The 18,696-nt window shown below is 62.0% G+C and carries 18 protein-coding genes; 15 read left to right on the top strand and 3 right to left on the bottom strand.

Features of this window, described 5'->3' with window-relative positions:
* Positions 1-23: 23 nt before the first annotated feature.
* The 3 genes from BM70_RS0115115 (at position 24) to BM70_RS0115110 (ending at position 2,528) form a co-directional block, all read left to right on the top strand.
* Complete coding sequence (locus tag BM70_RS0115115; RefSeq protein WP_025856792.1) at positions 24-1,232, top strand: multidrug effflux MFS transporter; 1,209 nt, start codon at positions 24-26, stop codon at positions 1,230-1,232.
* A 128-nt stretch (positions 1,233-1,360) separates the two neighbouring features.
* Positions 1,361-1,627, top strand: coding sequence for a hypothetical protein (locus BM70_RS33100; RefSeq protein ID WP_155952163.1), 267 nt, complete (start codon positions 1,361-1,363; stop codon positions 1,625-1,627).
* A gap of 43 nt (positions 1,628-1,670) precedes the next feature.
* Complete coding sequence (locus BM70_RS0115110) at positions 1,671-2,528, top strand: SDR family oxidoreductase (RefSeq protein ID WP_025856790.1); 858 nt, start codon at positions 1,671-1,673, stop codon at positions 2,526-2,528.
* Between the two features lie 8 nt (positions 2,529-2,536).
* On the opposite strand, the gene xerC is transcribed toward BM70_RS0115110, so the two are convergent.
* Positions 2,537-3,451: a tyrosine recombinase XerC gene (xerC, locus tag BM70_RS0115105; protein WP_025856789.1), complete on the bottom strand. Its 915-nt coding sequence runs from the start codon at positions 3,449-3,451 to the stop codon at positions 2,537-2,539.
* A gap of 108 nt (positions 3,452-3,559) precedes the next feature.
* Positions 3,560-4,384: a M949_RS01915 family surface polysaccharide biosynthesis protein gene (locus BM70_RS0115100; RefSeq protein ID WP_025856788.1), complete on the bottom strand. Its 825-nt coding sequence runs from the start codon at positions 4,382-4,384 to the stop codon at positions 3,560-3,562.
* A gap of 412 nt (positions 4,385-4,796) precedes the next feature.
* Here BM70_RS0115100 and arnC point away from each other — a divergent pair, with 412 nt between their 5' ends.
* From arnC to BM70_RS0115040, 12 genes are all read left to right on the top strand, one after another.
* Positions 4,797-5,828 carry an undecaprenyl-phosphate 4-deoxy-4-formamido-L-arabinose transferase gene (gene arnC / locus BM70_RS0115095; protein ID WP_025856787.1) on the top strand — a complete coding sequence of 344 codons (1,032 nt, stop codon included), beginning with the start codon at positions 4,797-4,799 and terminating at the stop codon, positions 5,826-5,828.
* Positions 5,825-7,828: a bifunctional UDP-4-amino-4-deoxy-L-arabinose formyltransferase/UDP-glucuronic acid oxidase ArnA gene (gene arnA / locus BM70_RS0115090; protein WP_025856786.1), complete on the top strand. Its 2,004-nt coding sequence runs from the start codon at positions 5,825-5,827 to the stop codon at positions 7,826-7,828. The genes arnC and arnA overlap by 4 nt, the downstream gene beginning before the upstream one ends.
* A complete protein-coding gene (gene arnD / locus BM70_RS0115085; protein WP_025856785.1) occupies positions 7,828-8,712 on the top strand; it encodes a 4-deoxy-4-formamido-L-arabinose-phosphoundecaprenol deformylase in 885 nt (294 codons plus the stop codon). Before arnA ends, arnD begins: the two co-directional genes overlap by 1 nt.
* Entirely contained in the window at positions 8,709-10,364 is a 1,656-nt protein-coding gene (gene arnT, locus BM70_RS0115080) for a lipid IV(A) 4-amino-4-deoxy-L-arabinosyltransferase (RefSeq protein ID WP_025856784.1), read from the top strand. The genes arnD and arnT overlap by 4 nt, the downstream gene beginning before the upstream one ends.
* Positions 10,361-10,708 (top strand): 4-amino-4-deoxy-L-arabinose-phosphoundecaprenol flippase subunit ArnE, encoded by a 348-nt coding sequence (arnE, locus tag BM70_RS0115075; RefSeq protein ID WP_025856783.1) that lies wholly within the window; start codon positions 10,361-10,363, stop codon positions 10,706-10,708. Before arnT ends, arnE begins: the two co-directional genes overlap by 4 nt.
* Positions 10,705-11,118, top strand: coding sequence for a 4-amino-4-deoxy-L-arabinose-phosphoundecaprenol flippase subunit ArnF (gene arnF, locus BM70_RS0115070; RefSeq protein ID WP_025856782.1), 414 nt, complete (start codon positions 10,705-10,707; stop codon positions 11,116-11,118). Before arnE ends, arnF begins: the two co-directional genes overlap by 4 nt.
* The gene (locus BM70_RS0115065) at positions 11,115-12,506 is read left to right on the top strand and encodes a UDP-glucose/GDP-mannose dehydrogenase family protein (RefSeq protein ID WP_025856781.1); all 1,392 of its coding nucleotides are present in this window, start codon (positions 11,115-11,117) and stop codon (positions 12,504-12,506) included. The genes arnF and BM70_RS0115065 overlap by 4 nt, the downstream gene beginning before the upstream one ends.
* A 3-nt stretch (positions 12,507-12,509) precedes the next feature.
* The gene (locus tag BM70_RS0115060) at positions 12,510-14,132 is read left to right on the top strand and encodes a glycosyltransferase family 39 protein (RefSeq protein WP_025856780.1); all 1,623 of its coding nucleotides are present in this window, start codon (positions 12,510-12,512) and stop codon (positions 14,130-14,132) included.
* Positions 14,133-14,290: 158 nt separating this feature from the next.
* On the top strand, positions 14,291-14,527 hold the full coding sequence (locus tag BM70_RS33095; protein WP_371262155.1) for a hypothetical protein: 237 nt from the start codon (positions 14,291-14,293) through the stop codon (positions 14,525-14,527).
* 175 nt (positions 14,528-14,702) lie between these two features.
* Entirely contained in the window at positions 14,703-15,413 is a 711-nt protein-coding gene (locus BM70_RS0115050) for an HPP family protein (protein ID WP_025856779.1), read from the top strand.
* A gap of 141 nt (positions 15,414-15,554) precedes the next feature.
* A complete protein-coding gene (locus BM70_RS0115045) occupies positions 15,555-16,658 on the top strand; it encodes an enoyl-CoA hydratase/isomerase family protein (RefSeq protein ID WP_025856778.1) in 1,104 nt (367 codons plus the stop codon).
* 3 nt (positions 16,659-16,661) lie between these two features.
* Positions 16,662-17,813, top strand: coding sequence for an acyl-CoA dehydrogenase family protein (locus BM70_RS0115040; protein WP_025856777.1), 1,152 nt, complete (start codon positions 16,662-16,664; stop codon positions 17,811-17,813).
* Positions 17,814-17,916: 103 nt separating this feature from the next.
* Here BM70_RS0115040 and BM70_RS0115035 read toward each other — a convergent pair whose 3' ends face one another.
* Positions 17,917-18,690 (bottom strand): enoyl-CoA hydratase, encoded by a 774-nt coding sequence (locus BM70_RS0115035; protein ID WP_025856776.1) that lies wholly within the window; start codon positions 18,688-18,690, stop codon positions 17,917-17,919.
* Positions 18,691-18,696 lie beyond the last annotated feature (6 nt).

The following is an 18,696-nucleotide window of genomic DNA, read 5'->3' as shown; positions in this document are numbered from 1 at the left end:
CCTTGCTCCACCCGGAACCGCTCATGTCTCGAAGCATCGCCCACCTCGCCCTTCTCCTGGGGTTGATCACTGCCGTCGGCCCCTTTGCCATCGATATCTACCTGCCAGCCTTGCCGACCCTGGGCGCGAGCCTGCATGCCTCGCCGGCGCTGGTGCAGATGAGCCTCACAGTGTTCTTCGTGATCGTGGGCGTGTGCCAGTTGTTCTACGGACCGATCAGTGATGTGTTCGGACGCAAGCCACCGATCTATGCCGGCCTGGTGATTTTTGCCGTGGCCAGTGTCGGCTGTGCCCTGGCGCCGACCATCGAAATACTGATCGCCTTTCGGGCCCTGCAGGCGTTCGGCGCGTGTGCGGGCATGGTGATTCCGCGGGCCATCGTGCGTGACCTGTACACCGGGCATGAAGCCGCGAAACTCATGGCGTTGCTGATGCTGGTGATGAGCGTGTCGCCGATCCTGGCACCGCTCGCCGGCAGCCTGGTGATCTCGCTGTGGAGCTGGCGTGAAGTATTCGCCGTGTTGGCGGTGGTTGCGGTGGCGTGCCTGGTGATGACCATCGTGCAACTGCCTGAAACCCACCCGGCCGAACGTCGGTTGGGCAAGACCCTGGGCAACGCGTTCAGCAGCTATGGCGCGTTGATGCGTGACCCGGTATTCATCGGTTTGTCGGTGGTATGCGGTTTTGGCCTGGCGACGTTCTTCGTGTTTATCGGCAGCGCGCCGTTCGTGTACATCGAGTATTACGGCCTGACGCCTACCCAGTTCAGCCTGGGTTTTGCCCTGAATGCCGCGTCGTTTTTCGCCATGAGCCAACTGACCGCACGCCTCACTGCGCGCTTTGGTCTGGCACCGTTGATTCGCTGGTCGGTGGTCGCCGTGGCAACGGTCATGGTTGTGCTCGCGGCCACCACGCTATGGGTCGATAGCCTGGCCTTGATGATGACGCTGCTGTTCATCGGCTTCGGTTTTCTCGGCTTGCTGCTGCCGGCGGCCGGCGTCCTGTCGTTGGAGGATCACGGTGCGGTGGCCGGTTCTGCTTCGGCCTTGCTCGGGGCGATCCAGATGATCACCGCTGCGGTGTCGATGACCCTGGTCGGCGTGTTCGCCGATCACACACCCGCGCCGATGCTGGTGGGGATCGCGCTGTGCGCCGTCGCGGCGATGCTCACCACGCTGTGGACGCTGCGCCGCCTGCCGGCTCACTTGGCGAGCGCCCCGCCCGCCTCCTGATCGCTGCTCATTTGCGCCAGGATTGCATGCTCGTCCGCCAGCGCCGCGACCAGTGCATTGCCGGCACTTAGGCTCAGCGGACAACCGCGAAAACCGAGTGCCCGACCTCATTCGATGCAGATGGCCGTGTGCAGTGCGCGTTGCAGGCACACAAGCTGCTTGATGAATGGCTGATCCCCATCTGTGCACCGGGCCACGTCGGCGCGGACCTGTCCCATGCCGAACTGATTCACCCCTCCCCCGACCGTCGCGACTTGCGCCGCTGGCTGGCGGCCATGCAGCCTGAAACCAGCCCATATATAGAGCGCGGCAAGTATTCGACACCCTCGACTTGGGCGGCTGACACCACTCGTCGGGCCTCGCGGACATCCATTACAACTATCGTGACCGCGTAAACACCTAACGTCCTAGCACCCTTGAAGCGCTATGGAGACTGACATGACTGACTACCCACGCCCACCCTTTGCCCCTCAAGCCCAGGCCGTACCTGGTGCGCAGAAGAAAATGGACCCGTATCCCGATTGCGGCGAGAAAAGCTACAAGGGCTCCGGCCGGCTCGCCAACAAGATCGCGCTGATCACCGGCGCCGACAGCGGCATCGGTCGCGCGGTCGCCATTGCGTTTGCCCGTGAAGGCGCGGATGTCGCCATTGCGTATCTGGACGAGCACGAGGACGCCCAGGAAACCGCGCGCTGGGTGGAGGAAGCCGGTCGCCAATGCCTGTTGCTGCCGGGTGATATTGCGCAGAAAAGCGTGTGCCAGGCGCTGGTGGACAAAACCGTCGAGCAGTTCGGCCGCATCGATGTGTTGGTGAACAACGCGGCGTTCCAGATGACCCACGAAACCCTCGAAGCAATCGAGGATGAGGAATGGGTGAAGACGTTCGATATCAACATCACGGCGATGTTTCGTATCTGCAAGGCAGCCTTGCCCCATATGAAAGCGGGCAGTTCGATCATCAACACCAGTTCGGTCAACTCCGACATGCCCAAGCCGACCCTGCTGGCCTATGCCGCTACCAAAGGCGCAATTGCCAACTTCACCGGTGGTCTGGCGCAGTTGCTCGGCAGCAAAGGGATCCGGGTCAACAGCGTGGCACCGGGGCCGATCTGGACGCCGCTGATTGTGGCGACCATGCCGGATGATGATGTCAAGAGCTTCGGCAGCGAAACCCCGCTGGGCCGCCCGGGCCAACCGGTGGAAGTGGCGCCGATCTATGTGCTGCTGGCCTCGGATGAAGCCAGCTACATCTCCGGTTCGCGCTATGCAGTAACCGGCGGCAAACCGATCCTCTGAACCTGCCCCTACAGGTCAAACCGATCCACCGCCCGCCGCCGTTCGTTGTCGTCACGCACGTCATAGCTGGCGGTGGTCTGGATATTGGTGTGGTGTGCCAGCTTCTGCGCAATCGACAGGTCATGTTCCTCGATCACCCGCGTGATGAACGAGCGGCGGAAGTCATGGGGCATGATCTTCACGCCCACCTGCTCACCGCGCTGACGAGCAATGTAGTAAATCGCATGCTTGGTGATGCGCTCGCGGGTGATGTGGCTGCCGCGGCGAATGCGGTTGAACAGGAAGCTGTCATCCTCCTCGCCTTCCTTGAGTTGCTCGCGCCGAAACGCCAGCCACGCCTGCAGCTTGGCGAACGCCCAGTCCGGAGCATATTTGATCAGTTCTTTGTTGCCCTTGCCGATGACCCGCAGGCTGCGCTCTTCGAAGTTGATCTGCGCCAGGTCGAGGTTGACCGATTCCGACTTGCGCATGCCGGAGCCATACAAAATGCCGATCACTGCGGCGTCCCGCAGGCCCTGGGGGCGCGGGTCGGCGGCGCAGACTTCCATCATTTCGCGAATCAGGCTGCGTCGCAGGTTGCGGCCCTGGCCCAGGCGCGTACCCGGCGCAGCCTTGACGGTGCGCATGCGCAACAGGTGCTCCTGGCTGATCAGGTTCAGGCGCCAGGCTTCATTCATCACCCCACGCACGGCATTCACGTACAGCGAAGAGGTGTTCGGCGCGTAGCCGTCTTCGCGCAAGGCCGCGACCAGAGCGATGACGTGTTCGGGTTGCAGCAGGTGCCAGTCGATGTCTTCGAGGTTGATATCCTCGAAGCCCAGGCGGTCGGCCGCGTCTTGCAGCACGTAGCGCATGGTCAGTTGGCTGGAGGGGGCCAGGCGGGTGAGGTAAAGGGTCAGCGGGTTGCGAATAGACTCAGTCAAGGTAGATCAGCCTTTGGATTAAATAACTCGAACAAGCCTTTGTTTAATCGAGCTATTTAGTGAATTGGCGAAGGCCGAGTCTAACCCAGCACCGGCCCTCGCACAAAGTCACGGGGCCGTATCGTCTTCCTCGGTGGGCTCCTGCGGCTGCACCTGGGTCTGGCTCCATTCGCTGTCCTGCTTCTGCATCAGCGCGAACCAGTGCTGGCGCATGAACGTCAGGTACGCGTCCGGCGCCTTGGCGAAGTCCTTCTCGTCGCCATAACACCCCGGCAATGGCAACTCGGTGCCCTGCTCCTTGTACTGGCTGACCAGCGCCTGCTGCCCGGCCACGCTGCAGTCCTTGGGCAACGGCATGCCGCGCAAGGCGCCGGCCTCTTCGTCCCACCACGCTGCGCCGACGCGATCGACCCCGCGCAGACGGTACTTCTGCGACTTGCCGACATGCATGATCAGCTTGAATTCGTTGGGGCTGACATCACTGGTGCAGGTGCGCGAATAACCCACGGTGGCCTGGGTGATGCCATCGCCGGTGAGGTCGGTGACCTTGGTGGCCGCCCTGTCGAAGCGCAGGGCGGCGTCGAATTCGCAATGCTGCACATCGTCGTAGAGCATCCACACGCGCTTGGGGCGGTTGCCGTCGGTCAGGTACTGGGCGGCGTACACGAACGCCGACTGGGTGCCGTCGTCGTCACGCTCGCTGACTTGTTCGGCGAGCACCAGCAGGTTTTTGCCTTGGCGATCGTCCCAGGTATAGGCGGCGATCTGCTTGCCGCGCACTTCCACACCCTCCGGCACCTGGTCGATGCTGGTGAGCGCCACCCCGTCATCGGCCTGTACGGTCGTGACCCACGTCACGCTCATCAACAACCCCATCAACGATCCCATCAAAGCAGGCCGCAACTGGCCGCGTAAAAGCTGCACGCTATTCATCCGATCACCCTGGCAAGAGACGCCTTACTTTACCGGCACTTGGGGGGCATTGCAGAGAAGATTCTTCACTTAAATTCCGTCACTGCGCGCAGGCAGCCAAGTTGAACCAAATGCCTTACAGACCGTTCCTATTTCGCCAGGCAACTAAAGCCTGTAGCCCCTTAGTTGCTTAGCTGAACCCTAGCTGTCTACCTGTCAAATAAACGAGTTTTTCATCCGGCTTTCATATCGGTTCCACATTTTTGCGCTTAATCTTTAATGCAGCACTTCATAGCAAACCGCGCTATATCGTCTAACCTCTTGATTATGCTTCACCTTTGGCGCCGTTATTTAACCTGCGGCCTGGACTTTTGCCCAATGATTGCTGCTGTTGCCACGCTCCAAGTTGTTCTAACCCCGAGGTCATGAATCTTTGAAACCCTACCCTATTCATTGTGTGTCGATCGTTATCCCGGTCTACAACGAACAAGAGAGCCTGCCTGAATTGCTGCGTCGTACGACGGCAGCCTGCAAGCAACTGGCCTACGAATACGAAATCATCCTGGTGGATGACGGTAGCCGCGACAATTCGGCCCAATTGCTGGAAGACGCCGCCTCCGAGGACGGCAGCAACGTAGTGGGGGTGATCCTCAACCGCAACTACGGCCAGCATGCGGCGATCATGGCCGGTTTCGAGCAGTGCCGGGGCGAAGTGGTGATCACCCTCGACGCCGACCTGCAAAACCCGCCCGAAGAAATCCCGCGCCTGGTGGAACAGGCCGCCCTGGGCTACGACGTGGTTGCCACGGTGCGCAACAATCGCCAGGACTCGGCCTTTCGCCGCTGGCCTTCGCGCCTGATCAATCTGGCCGTGCAGCGCTCGACCGGCGTGGCCATGAGCGACTACGGCTGCATGCTGCGCGCCTACCGCCGCACCATCGTCGATGCAATGCTCGCCTGCCGCGAACGCAGCACCTTCATCCCGATCCTGGCCAACGGCTTTGCCCGTCACACCACCGAGATACTGGTGCACCACGCCGAGCGTGAGCACGGCGAATCCAAATACAGCGCCATGCGCCTGATCAGCCTGATGTTCGACCTGCTGACGTGCATGACCACCACCCCACTGCGCCTGCTGTCCATCGTCGGCTTCAGCCTGGCAGCGCTGGGCATGCTGTTTGCCTTCGCGTTGATCGTCATGCGCCTGGCCTTCGGTGCCGACTGGGCCGGCGATGGGCTGTTCGTGCTGTTCGCGGTGCTGTTCGTGTTCACCGGTGGCCAGTTCATCGGCATGGGCCTTCTGGGCGAATACCTGGGTCGCATGTACAGCGACGTGCGCGCCCGCCCGCGCTTCTTTATCGAAAAAGTGCTGCGCAACCAACCGGCAGCACCGGCTCCCGTGGTCGTCGTTGACGGCCTGGTGTCCTCCCATACCTCTACTTCTGCTGATCAGGTCCAATCATGAGTTCAAAAGCTGTTGTATTCGCGTACCACGATATTGGTTGTGCAGGCATCGAAGCGCTGCTCAGTACGGGTTACGAAATTGCCGCCGTGTTCACCCATGCCGACGACCCGAAGGAAAACAACTTCTACGGCTCCGTTGCCCAATTGTGCGCGCGCAACGGTATCCCGGTGCACGCCCCGGAAGACGCCAACCACCCGCTGTGGATCGAGCGCATCGCCAAGCTGAACCCGGACTACCTCTTCTCGTTCTACTACCGCAACCTGCTGAGCGAGCCACTGCTGGCCACCGCGCGCAAAGGTGCGTTCAACCTGCACGGCTCGTTGCTGCCTAAATACCGTGGCCGCGCACCGGCCAACTGGGTGCTGGTCAATGGCGAAACCGAAACCGGCGTGACCCTGCACCGCATGGTCAAGCGTGCGGATGCCGGCGCGATCCTGGCCCAACAGAAAGTCATCATCGAGCGCAGCGACACCGGCCTGACCCTGCACGCCAAACTGCGCGACGCCGCCAGCAACCTGTTGCGCGATGCCCTGCCGCAATTGGCCCAGGGCAAACTGGCTGAAACCGCCCAGGACGAAAGCCAGGCCACTTACTTTGGCCGCCGCACCGCCGCCGACGGCAAGCTGGAGTGGAAGAAACCCGCTGAAGAACTGTTCAACCTGGTCCGCGCCGTGACCCAGCCTTACCCGGGTGCCTTCTGCGCCGTGGGCGAGCACAAGCTGATCGTGTGGCAGGCCGAGGTGGTCAAGGGTAACGAAGGCCTGGCACCGGGCCGCGTGATCAGTGCCAACCCGCTGCGCATAGCCTGTGGCGAAGACTCCCTGGTGATCACGTTCGGCCAGCGCAACGACAATGGCCTGTACCTGGCCGGTCCGTCGCTGGCCAACGAACTGGGCCTGGTCGACGGTTCCGTGTTGCGCGGCTCCGAGTCCGGTCGCAAGCCGCGGCGTACCCGTGTGCTGATCCTGGGCGTGAACGGCTTTATCGGTAACCACCTGTCCGAGCGTCTGCTGCGTGACGACCGCTATGAAGTCTACGGCCTGGACATCGGCTCCGACGCCATCGAGCGCCTGCGCAGCCACCCGAACTTCCATTACGTGGAAGGCGACATCAGCATCCACACCGAGTGGATCGAGTACCACATCAAGAAGTGCGACGTGGTCCTGCCGCTGGTGGCCATCGCCACGCCGATCGAATACACCCGCAACCCGCTGCGCGTGTTCGAGCTGGACTTCGAAGAAAACCTCAAGCTGGTGCGCTACTGCGTCAAGTACAACAAGCGCGTGATCTTCCCGTCGACCTCCGAAGTCTATGGCATGTGCCAGGACCAGTACTTCGACGAAGACACCTCCAACCTGGTGGTCGGCCCGGTCAACAAGCAGCGCTGGATCTACTCGGTCTCCAAGCAACTGCTGGACCGCGTGATCTGGGCCTACGGCGCCAAGGGCCTGAACTTCACCCTGTTCCGTCCCTTCAACTGGATGGGGCCGCGCCTGGACCGCCTGGACTCGGCACGTATCGGCAGCTCCCGCGCCATCACCCAACTGATCCTGAACCTGGTGGAAGGCACGCCGATCCGTCTGTTCGACGGTGGTGAGCAGAAACGTTGCTTCACCGACATCGCCGACGGTATCGAAGCCCTGGCGCGCATCATCGATAACGACAACGATGCGTGCAACGGCCAGATCATCAACATCGGCAACCCGGAAAACGAAGCCAGCATCCGTCAGTTGGGCGAAGAGCTGCTGCGCCAGTTCGAAGCGCACCCGCTGCGCGGTAACTTCCCGCCGTTCGCCGGTTTCCGGGATGTGGAGAGCAAGGCGTTCTACGGCACCGGTTACCAGGACGTGGCGCACCGCAAGCCAAGTATCGAAAACGCCAAACGCCTGCTGAACTGGGAGCCGACCGTGGAGATGAGCGAAACCATCGGCAACACGCTGGACTTCTTCCTGCGTGAAGCCATGCTCGAAATCGCCCAGTCTGCCGAAGAAACCAAATAATGAAGGCAGGCTTGCGCATCGACGTCGACACCTACCGTGGCACCCGTGAAGGTGTGCCGCGGCTGCTTGACACCCTGGACGAAGCCGGGGTGAAAGCGACGTTCTTCTTCAGTGTCGGGCCGGACAACATGGGGCGCCACTTGTGGCGCCTGATCCGCCCGCAGTTTCTGTGGAAGATGCTGCGTTCCAACGCCGCCGGGCTGTACGGCTGGGATATCTTGCTGGCCGGCACCGCCTGGCCGGGCAAGCCGATTGGCCGTGACCTGGGGCACCTGATGCGCCAGGCCAAGGCGGCCGGGCATGAGGTCGGCCTGCACGCGTGGGACCACCACGGCTGGCAGGCCAACACCGGGCGCTGGAGCGAAGCACAGTTGGTCGAGCAGATCCGCCGTGGTGTCGACACCCTGAGCGACATCCTCGGCGAACGTGTCGACTGTTCCGCCGCCGCCGGTTGGCGCGCCGATGAACGTGTCGTGCAAGCCAAGCAAGGTTTCAACTTTCGCTACAACAGCGATTGCCGGGGCACCAGCCTGTTTCGTCCTACCCTGGCCGATGGCAGTGCGGGCACCCCACAAATTCCGGTCGACCTGCCGACCTTCGACGAAGTCGTCGGGCCGGTGGTGGCTGCCAAAGACTTCAATGGGTTCATCCTCGACCGCTTTGCCGCGTCGAAGCTCAACGTCTACACGATCCACGCAGAAGTAGAAGGGATTCTGATGGCCAATGACTTTCGCCAACTGCTCGCCCAGGCAGGGCAGCGCGGCATCGACTTCCAGCCCCTGGGCGACCTGTTGCCCACCGACCTGACCACCCTGCCCCGGCAGCAGCTGGTGCGCGGCGCCTTGAGCGGCCGCGAAGGCTGGCTTGGAGTGCAACAGGCATGATTCGGCGTTGGACCCTGCCCCTGCTCCTGCTGGCGTTTGGCGTGTTTTACCTGCTGCCGCTGGCCACTCACGGCCTGTGGATTCCGGACGAAACCCGCTACGCACAGATCAGCCAGGAAATGCTGCTGACCGGCAAGTGGGCCGCGCCGCACTTCATGGGCATTCGCTACTTCGAAAAGCCGGCGGCGGGCTACTGGATGATCGCGCTGGGCCAGGCGATCTTCGGGCAAAACCTGTTCGGCGTGCGGTTTGCGTCGGCCTTGAGCACTGGCTTGAGCATCCTGCTGGTGTACCTGATCAGCCGCCGCTTGTGGAATGACCCGCGCAAGAGCCTGGCCAGCACCGTGCTCTACATGAGTTTTGCCAGCGTCGCGGCGCTGGGCGGGTATGCCAACCTCGATCCGCAGTTCACGTTCTGGGTGAACCTGACCGGCGTGGCTCTGTGGTTCTGCTTCGACAGCACCACTCGCAGCGCTCGCCTGGGCGCCTGGGCGCTGCTCGGCCTGGCCTGCGGCATGGGCTTCATGACCAAAGGGTTCCTGGCCTGGTTGCTGCCGGTACTGATCGCCCTGCCCTACGCGATCTGGCAGAAGCGCTTTCGTGAACTGCTGGGTTACGGCCTGCTCGCCGTGGCCGTGGCGATTGCCGTGAGCTTGCCATGGGCACTGGCGGTCCACCTGCAAGAGCCTGACTACTGGAACTTCTTCTTCTGGCACGAACACATCCAGCGCTTTGCCGGCGACGATGCCCAACACGCCGAGCCGTTCTGGTATTACCTGCCGCTGCTGGTTGCCTTCAGCCTGCCGTGGGTGGGCCTGTTGCCGTCCACCTTGAAACAGGCCTGGCACAACAAACGCAACGCAAAAATCGGCTTTGTCGTGCTGTGGCTGCTGATGCCGCTGGCGTTTTTCAGCCTGGCCAAGGGCAAGCTGCCTTCCTACATCATGCCGTGCCTGCTGCCGCTGGCCCTGCTGATGGGCAACACCCTGGCCGACAAACTGGTCCAGGGCCGTTACCGGGCCTTGCGCATCAACGGCTGGTTGAACCTGGTCATCGGCGTGGTGGTACTGCTCGCGCTCAGTTGGTTCCAACTGAAAAAACCGGTGTACGCACACGGTCAGGAAACCCTCAGCCTGCTGCTGGTGTTCACCTTCCTGTTCGGCTGGATCCTGGCCAACCTGCTGCAGGCCGCACAGCCGTTACGGCTGTGGGCGGCGCCGGTCCTCGGCAGTTGGCTGATGGTGGCATTGTTGCCGGCGGCCTTGCCGCACTCGGTGGTCTACAACAAGACCCCTGACTCATTCATCATCGACCACCTGCCGGAACTGCAACCCGCCACCGCCTTGCTGAGCAATGACCTGGGCGCGGCGTCGGCGCTGTCGTGGCGCCTGGCGCGCCCGGACGTGACGCTCTACAACACCATCGGCGAAGTCAAATACGGCCTCGCCTACCCGGATGCCGGCCATCACAAGGTGGATATCACTCAGGTCCAGCAGTGGATGAGCGATGCGCGTCAACAAGGCCCGGTCGGGGTGGTGATGCGGGTCAAGGGTGACGATGAACGCGCCGAGCTCGCGTTGCTGCCCAACGACGGCCAGCGCTATGAGCAAGGCAATATCGTGATCCTGATCTTCCCGCAGGTGGCGCCATGATCACCCTGCTGCTGTTGCTGGCCGCCTGCCTGTTGACCTGCATGGGCCAGGTCTCGCAGAAATTCGCCGTGGAAAGCTGGCGCGAGCGCCCGGATGGCTGGGCGCTGAAGCTGCGTTCGCCGTGGTTGTGGTCGGCGCTGGTGTGCCTGGGCCTGGGCCTGCTGGTGTGGTTGCTGGTGCTGCAGCGCCTGGAAGTGGGCATTGCCTACCCGATGCTCAGCCTGAATTTTGTGCTGGTCACCCTGGTGGCACGGTTTGTCTTTCATGAGCCCGTCGACCACCGTCATTGGCTGGGCGTGGCGCTGGTCATCGCCGGTGTCGTGCTGCTGGGGCGCCACGTATGAGCCGGCTCCAAGGCTTTGCCCTGGCCCTGGGCAGCGTCGGCCTGGTCAGTGCTGCCCAATTGGGCATGCGCTGGAGCATGACGCGCTTGCCGCTGCCCAGCGAATGGCTGGCCGCATTCACCCACAACAGCATCGACCTGGGCGCCCTCGGCGTAGTGAGCCTGGCGATCGTGGCCTACGCGCTGTCGATGCTCTGCTGGCTCGGCGCGCTCAAGCACCTGCCGCTGGGCCGTGCCTATTCGCTGTTGAGCATCAGCTATGCCCTGGTGTACCTGCTGGCGGCCAGCCTGCCGGTGTTCAACGAAGATTTCTCCGTTTCAAAAACCCTGGGGGTGGCGCTTGTCATCCTCGGTGTGCTGGTAATCAACTCTCGTCGTGCTAGCGCTACAAGTCCCAGGAATGCCCCATGAAAATCAGTGTATTTGGTAGTGGTTACGTCGGTCTGGTGCAGGCCACCGTATTAGCCGAGGTCGGTCACGATGTCATCTGCATGGACGTCGATCAGAACAAGGTCAAGCTGCTGCAGCAAGGCCATGTGAGCATCTTCGAGCCGGGGCTGGCGGCCATGGTGAAGGAGAACCTGGAGAGTGGGCGCCTGCATTTCACCTTTGATGAGCAATTGGCCGTCGAGCATGGTGAAGTGCTGTTTATCGCCGTAGGCACGCCTTCGGACGAGGATGGTTCGGCTGACCTCAAGTACGTGCTGTCGGTGGGCGATGCGGTGGCCCGTCACCGCAAGGAACCGGTGATCCTGGTGGAAAAATCCACCGTGCCCGTCGGTACCGGCGACACCCTGCGCGCCCATATCGAAAAGGCCCTGCACCTGGCTGGCCGGCACTTGGAATTCGATATCGTCTCCAACCCGGAATTCCTCAAGGAAGGTTCGGCCGTGGCCGACTGCCGCCGCCCGGACCGCATCATCATCGGCTGTGAGCGCGAAGAAGTGCGCGATGTGATGCGCGACCTGTACGCACCGTTCAACCGCAACCATGACCGCATCATCTTCATGGACCTGCGCAGTGCCGAGCTGACCAAATACGCCGCCAACTGCATGCTGGCCACCAAGATCAGCTTTATCAACCAGATCGCCGAACTGGCCGAACACCTGGGAGCGGACATCGAAGCCGTGCGCCTGGGCATCGGCGCCGACTCGCGCATCGGTTACCACTTTATCTACCCCGGTTGCGGCTACGGCGGTTCGTGCTTCCCCAAGGACATGCGCGCCCTGATCCACAGCGCCAAGCAGGCCAACTGTTCCAGCGACCTGCTTGAAGCAGTGGAAGCCATCAACCAGCGCCAGAAGAGCAAGCTGTTCGAACGGATCAATGCGTTCTTCCAGGGCAACCTGCGCGGCAAGACCTTTGCCCTGTGGGGCCTGGCGTTCAAGCCCAACACCGACGACATGCGTGATGCGCCCAGCCGTGTGCTGATGGAAGCCTTGTGGGCTGCCGGCGCCAATGTGCGCGCGTTCGACCCCGAAGCCATGCAGGAAACCCAGCGTATCTATGGCGATGATCCACGGCTGATGCTGATGGGCACGCCGGAATCCACCCTGGGCGGTGCCGACGCGCTGATCGTCTGCACGGAATGGCAGCAATTCAAGGCGCCGGACTTCGACCTGATCCACCAGCGCCTGAAAACCCCGGTGATCTTCGACGGCCGCAACCTCTACGACGGCGAGCGCCTGGCGCGCAAAGGCTTCCAGTACTACCCGATCGGCCGTGGCGACTCCTGCCAGTTGCCGATTCCCCAGCAGCAGTGGGTGGCCCAACCGGCAGCAAAGGTCGTGGAAGCCTGATACGTGAACAAAGCTCAACCGCCCCTGTTAACGCCAACGATCCGCCGTCAATCCCTCGGTTTGGGATTGCTGGCGCTGTTGCTGTTTATCGCCGGCAGCTGGCACCAGGCGATCATTGGCTTCGACTCACGTTTCGTGCTGTTCGCCCAGGAAATGCTGCGGCATGGGCCGGGGTTTTTCCCCACCACCTATGGGCAGCCTTACGCGGATTACCTGGCGACGTCGACGGTGCTGACCTGGCTGCTGTCATTGCCCCTGGGCCACGTCACCAGTCTCACCGCCTGGCTGCCCACGGCAATGGCTTCGGCGTCGATCGTGATGCTGGTGTATCGCCTCACGGCGCCCTACTCCCCGCGCTGGGGCTTGCTGAGCATTGCGATGCTGTTGTTGAGCAGTTGCTTTATCAGCGAAACCCGTGGGGTGTCCCTTGACCAGATGCTGGCTGCCATTGCCCTGGCGGTGTTCTACCTGGGTTATGCCTATGACCACTTCGGGGCGGGCAAACGCCTGCACTGGCTTTACCTGCTGTTGATCGTAGGGTTTGCCGTCCGCGGGCCGATCGGCCTAGTGGTGCCCACCGGCGTGCTGTGCAGCTATTACTTGATCAACCGGCAATGGCGCCAACTGTTCAGCTTCGGCTTGTTGGCGCTGGCGTTGCTGGTGGCGTGTGTCGGCCTGTTGCTGCTGATGGCCAAGCTGAGCGGCGGCGAAAGCTTCATGCAGGACGTGATCCGCATGCAGTTCCTTGGCCGCATGGATGGCAGCGAAGGTTCCAGCGGCGTGCTGTATTACTTCACCAGTTCCCTGGGCAACTACGCCATGGCTTATCCGATGGCCCTGCTGGTGCTGCTGGCGATGGTGATCAGCGGGCGACGTGCACCGGGGCCGGCGTTGCAGTTGGTGTGGTATTGCGCGGCCGCCGGCGTGCTGGTGATGGTGGGCCTGTCGATTCCCCAGGCGAAAAAGGCCCGGTATGTGCTGCCGATGTTGCCGATGGCGGCGATCATCGCGGCGTATCCGTTCCAGGTTGCACACGGAAGGTTCTTTGCCTGGCTGCGTGGGCTGATGCTGGGGATCTGGACGGTGTTGCCGGCGTTGTTGATAGCCGGGTTGCTGTTGGCACGTCCGCGCTACCCGGAGCAATTGAGCCATCTCGGCGTAGTTTTCGCGCTGCTTGGCGCGCTACAGGTTCTGGCATTGCTGACGCTGTGCAAAGCGCGCCTGCGCCCGGTCGGGCCCGCCCTGGCAGCCGTACTGGCGGTATGGGCCACCTATATTTCGGTGGTCGAGCCGCTGGAACGCAGTGTCTACGACACCCGCACCTTTACCCTGCAAGTGCATGAACAGGTGATGCAACAACGGGCGCCGGTGGTATTGCACGGTCTGGGCAAAGACGCCAAGGCGATCAAATACATGGTCAACCTCGACTGCGACCAGGTGCCGTTGTTCACCCAGCAAGCGGCTGACCTGAAGCCGATCCAAGGGCCGGCCTGGCTGGTAATGAGCGAAGCAGATTACGAAGGCTTGCAGGACCCGCGCTTTCGCAGCATCACCCCGACGCTCGCCGGTGAGTTCGACCGTAACCCCTACGTGTTGCTGCACCTGGCCAGGAACTCGCAACCCTGAGCCCTGCGCCGGTGCTCCCGGCGCAGAAAACGCCTACACAGCTTTACGTAATGGCTGGCGCCCTTTCCCTTTCCTGCGTGCAAAACCCGCCTGTAAACTCGCCGGGGTGCGGTATTCATGTACCGCCACAGACAACAAGGACGTTGGAGGAGAACGCCGTGCCAGATGATGCCTCGCTTGATCCCCCTGTTTCGTCAGCCTGTGATGAGGTGCATGTCGGTTACGTGCCTGTACCGTCGCTGGACCGACTGATGGGGTTGCGCGACGCCCTGGTGGCGTTGAACGGACCGCTGGCCAGTGAGCCAGAACTACGGGAGAGCCTGCAAAGGCGCTTTCTGAATGAAGACGTCCATAACCGCGTACTGGGCAAGATCTGCTGCTCGCTTTCCGGTTAAAATCGTTTCAGTTCATTATTTTTGTACTCAACCTTCATTAATATGCATTGGCGCCTCTCTAACAAGCTGGGCACACTGCAGAGGTTCCTTCCCCCAAATGTTGGAACTTTCAAAGGGCTTTTCCGGGCAACCAGACAAGCCTTTTTTTTGCCCGCTGTGTATGGATTCGCCGTCAATGCTCGCTCGCTGGTTCCCCGCTGCTATCAACACCCGTCCCACCGAATGGAGCCGTGCCGCGATCGGCATGGCCTTGGGCACCTTGTTCAGTGTCTGGTTATGCGCCCAGGTCTTTGGCATGGACGTGGCCTTGCACCTGCTCGGCCCTCTCGGCGCGTCGGCCGTGTTGTTGTTCGCGGTGTCATCGGGTGCCCTGGCGCAGCCCTGGTCGATCATTGGCAGCTACCTGTGCGCGGGTGTGGTGGCGTTGCTGGTCGCACGCGTGCTCGGGCCGTCCCTGGGTGGCGCCTGCCTGGCGGCGGGCATGACGGTGGTGCTGATGTGTTGGTTGCGCTGCCTGCATCCACCGGCCGGTGGCTTGGCCATGACGCTGGTATTGGCCGATCCTGCCTCCGTCGCCCTGGGCTGGTATGAATTGGGCGCAGTGCTGTTCGGCGCTGGCGCCCTGTTGAGCTGCGCACTGGCTTACAACAATGCCACGCGCACGCGTTACCCCAAAGGTGCTGCTGACGCGCCGCCGGCTATCGTGGCGGACCCTGAAGCCGGCCGCGACCCTGCAATCACCGCCGCCGACTTGAAGTTGGCGCTCGCCGACATGGAGCAATTCTACGACGTGGAACCCACGGCGCTGGAGCAACTGATCCACACTGCGCAGACCCACGCCAGGCGCCGTAGCATTGGCGAAGTACTGGCAAGCCGGGTTCCCTGAGTCGCTCTTTCACTCCCTGCATAAATGCAAAAACGACCTGCATGATTCCGGGTTGTACTGGGCAAATTTGCACTGGTACGATCGCGAGATGGTTCGTCCGCGAACATCTTGATAAAGAACAATAAAAGCAGGGAGTTATCGATGACTGCTCAGGTTTCAACCGAGGCAAGCCACGCCGGAACGCTTCAGGACGAAGTCCTCGCCGAGGTCCGCAACCACATCGGCCACCTCACCCTCAATCGCCCCGCAGGCTTGAATGCCATTACCCTGTCGATGGTGCGCAGCCTGGCGTCCCAGCTGCAGGCGTGGGCGGACGACCCGCAGGTGCATGCCGTGGTCCTGCGTGGCGCCGGCGAGAAGGCCTTTTGCGCCGGCGGTGATATCCGCTCGCTGTACGACAGCTTCAAGAGTGGCGACACCCTGCACCAGGATTTCTTCATCGAGGAATACGCCCTGGACCTGGCCATCCACCATTACCGTAAACCGATCGTGGCATTGATGGACGGTTTTGTCCTGGGTGGCGGCATGGGGCTGGTGCAAGGCGCCGATCTGCGCGTGGTCACCGAGCGTAGCCGCCTGGCGATGCCGGAAGTGGCCATCGGCTACTTCCCTGACGTCGGCGGCAGCTACTTCCTGCCGCGTATCCCCGGTGAACTGGGGATCTACCTGGGCGTTACCGGGGTGCAGATCCGCGCAGCCGATGCGCTGTACTGCGGGTTGGCTGACTGGTACCTCGACAGCCACAAGCTCGCTGACCTGGACGAGAAGCTCGATCGCCTGCAATGGCACGACTCGCCACTCAAGGACCTGCAGGGCCTTCTCGCCAAGCTGGCGGTGCAGCAACTGCCCGATCCGCCCCTGGCTGCCTTGCGCCCCGCCATCGATCACTTCTTCGCGCTGCCGGATGTACCGAGCATCGTCGAGCAATTGCAGCAAGTCACCGTGGCCGACAGTCACGAATGGGCGCTCACCACCGCCAGCCTGATGCAGACACGCTCGCCCCTGGCCATGGCCGTCACCCTGGAGATGTTACGCCGCGGCCGCCACCTGCCCCTGGAGCAATGTTTCGCCCTGGAGTTGCACCTGGACCGCCAATGGTTCGAGCGCGGCGACCTGATCGAAGGCGTGCGTGCCTTGATCATCGACAAAGACAAGAGCCCGCTCTGGAACCCGCCAACCCTGCATGGGCTGGCCCTCAGTCACGTGGAGAGTTTCTTTCACCACTTCGAGAAGGTTGCGAACTAAGCCATGCAAGACATTGAATATACAGAAGAACAAGTCATGATCCGCGACATGGCGCGTGACTTCGCCCGTGGTGAAATCGCGCCCTACGCCCAAGCCTGGGAAAAAGCCGGGTGGATCGACGACGCCCTGGTGGCGAAGATGGGTGAACTGGGCCTGCTGGGTATGGTGGTACCGGAAGAATGGGGTGGCACCTATGTCGATTACGTCGCCTATGCCCTTGCCGTGGAAGAAATTTCGGCGGGCGATGGCGCCACTGGCGCACTGATGAGTATCCATAATTCAGTGGGTTGCGGGCCAATCCTCAACTACGGCTCAGATGAGCAAAAACAAACCTGGCTGGCGGACCTCGCCAGCGGCCAGGCGATCGGCTGCTTTTGCTTGACCGAACCGCAGGCCGGTTCCGAAGCCCATAACCTGCGCACCCGCGCCGAATTGCGTGACGGCCAATGGGTGATCAATGGCGCCAAGCAGTTTGTCAGCAACGGCAAGCGCGCCAAACTGGCCATCGTGTTTGCGGTCACCGACCCTGATCTGGGCAAGAAAGGCATCTCCGCCTTCCTGGTGCCCACGGCAACCCCGGGGTTCGTGGTGGATCGCACCGAGCACAAGATGGGCATCCGCGCTTCCGACACCTGTGCCGTGACCTTGAACCAGTGCAGCGTGCCCGAGGCCAACCTGCTGGGCGAACGTGGCAAGGGCCTGGCGATTGCCCTGTCCAACCTGGAAGGTGGCCGCATCGGCATTGCCGCCCAGGCCTTGGGAATCGCCCGTGCGGCGTTTGAGGCGGCGTTGGCGTATGCCCGCGACCGCGTGCAGTTCAACCAGGCGATCATCGAGCACCAGAGCGTCGCCAATCTGCTGGCCGACATGCAAACCCAACTGAATGCTGCGCGCTTGCTGATCCTGCACGCCGCGCGACTGCGCAGCGCCGGCAAGCCATGCCTGTCGGAAGCGTCCCAGGCCAAGCTGTTCGCCTCGGAAATGGCGGAGAAGGTCTGCTCGTCAGCGATGCAGATTCACGGTGGGTACGGGTATCTGGAAGATTACCCGGTGGAGCGTTATTACCGGGATGCGCGGATCACGCAGATTTACGAAGGGACCAGCGAGATTCAGCGGATGGTGATTGCGCGGGAACTGAAGAACTACCCGCTGTAAACCCAACCCGTAGGAGCCGGCTTGCCGGCGATGCAGCCAACTCGGTTTATCTGTTGCACCGAGGTGCTGCAATCGCCGGCAAGCCGACTCCGTCAGGATGTGCTTATTTGTCTTTGAACTCAGGCGCGCGCTTGGCCACGAACGCCGCCATGCCTTCCTTCTGATCCTGCGTCGCAAACGCCGCATGGAACACCCGACGCTCAAAACGTACGCCTTCCGACAGGCTCACTTCAAACGCGCGGTTCACGCTTTCCTTGACCATCATGCTGATAGGCACTGACTTACCGGCGATCAAGGTGGCGACTTTCAGCGCTTCTTCCAGCAACTCATCGGCCGGCACGATACGCGCCACGATCCCACAGCGCTCGGCTTCCACGGCGTCGATAAAGCGCCCGGTCAGGCACATTTCCATGGCCTTGGCCTTGCCCACCGCACGCGTCAGGCGCTGAGTACCGCCCATGCCCGGCAGGACGCCGAGGTTGATTTCCGGCTGGCCGAACTTGGCGCTGTCACCGGCCAGAATGAAGTCGCACATCAATGCCAGTTCACAACCGCCGCCCAGGGCGAAGCCATTCACTGCGGCAATGATTGGCTTGCGGCGGTTGGCCACGCGGTCGCTGTCGCTGAACAGGTCGTCGAGGTAGATCTGCGGGTAGGTCAGCTCGGCCATTTCCTTGATGTCGGCGCCGGCGGCGAAGGCCTTTTTCGAGCCGGTCAACACAATGCAGCCGATTTCAGGGTTGGCTTCCAGGCCGTCCAAGGCATGGTTCAGTTCGCTGACCAGTTGCGCGTTCAGGGCGTTCAAGGCCTGTGGGCGATTGAGGGTAATCAGCCCGACGCGGCCCTGGACGTCGAGCAAAATGGTTTCGTAACTCATGTATCG

It is taken from the genome of Pseudomonas sp. CHM02, from assembly GCF_000612585.1.
In the GTDB taxonomy this organism is placed as follows: domain Bacteria; phylum Pseudomonadota; class Gammaproteobacteria; order Pseudomonadales; family Pseudomonadaceae; genus Aquipseudomonas.
The sequence above is the reverse complement of the archived record's forward strand: the minus strand, read 5'-3'. Positions and strand labels throughout refer to the sequence as shown.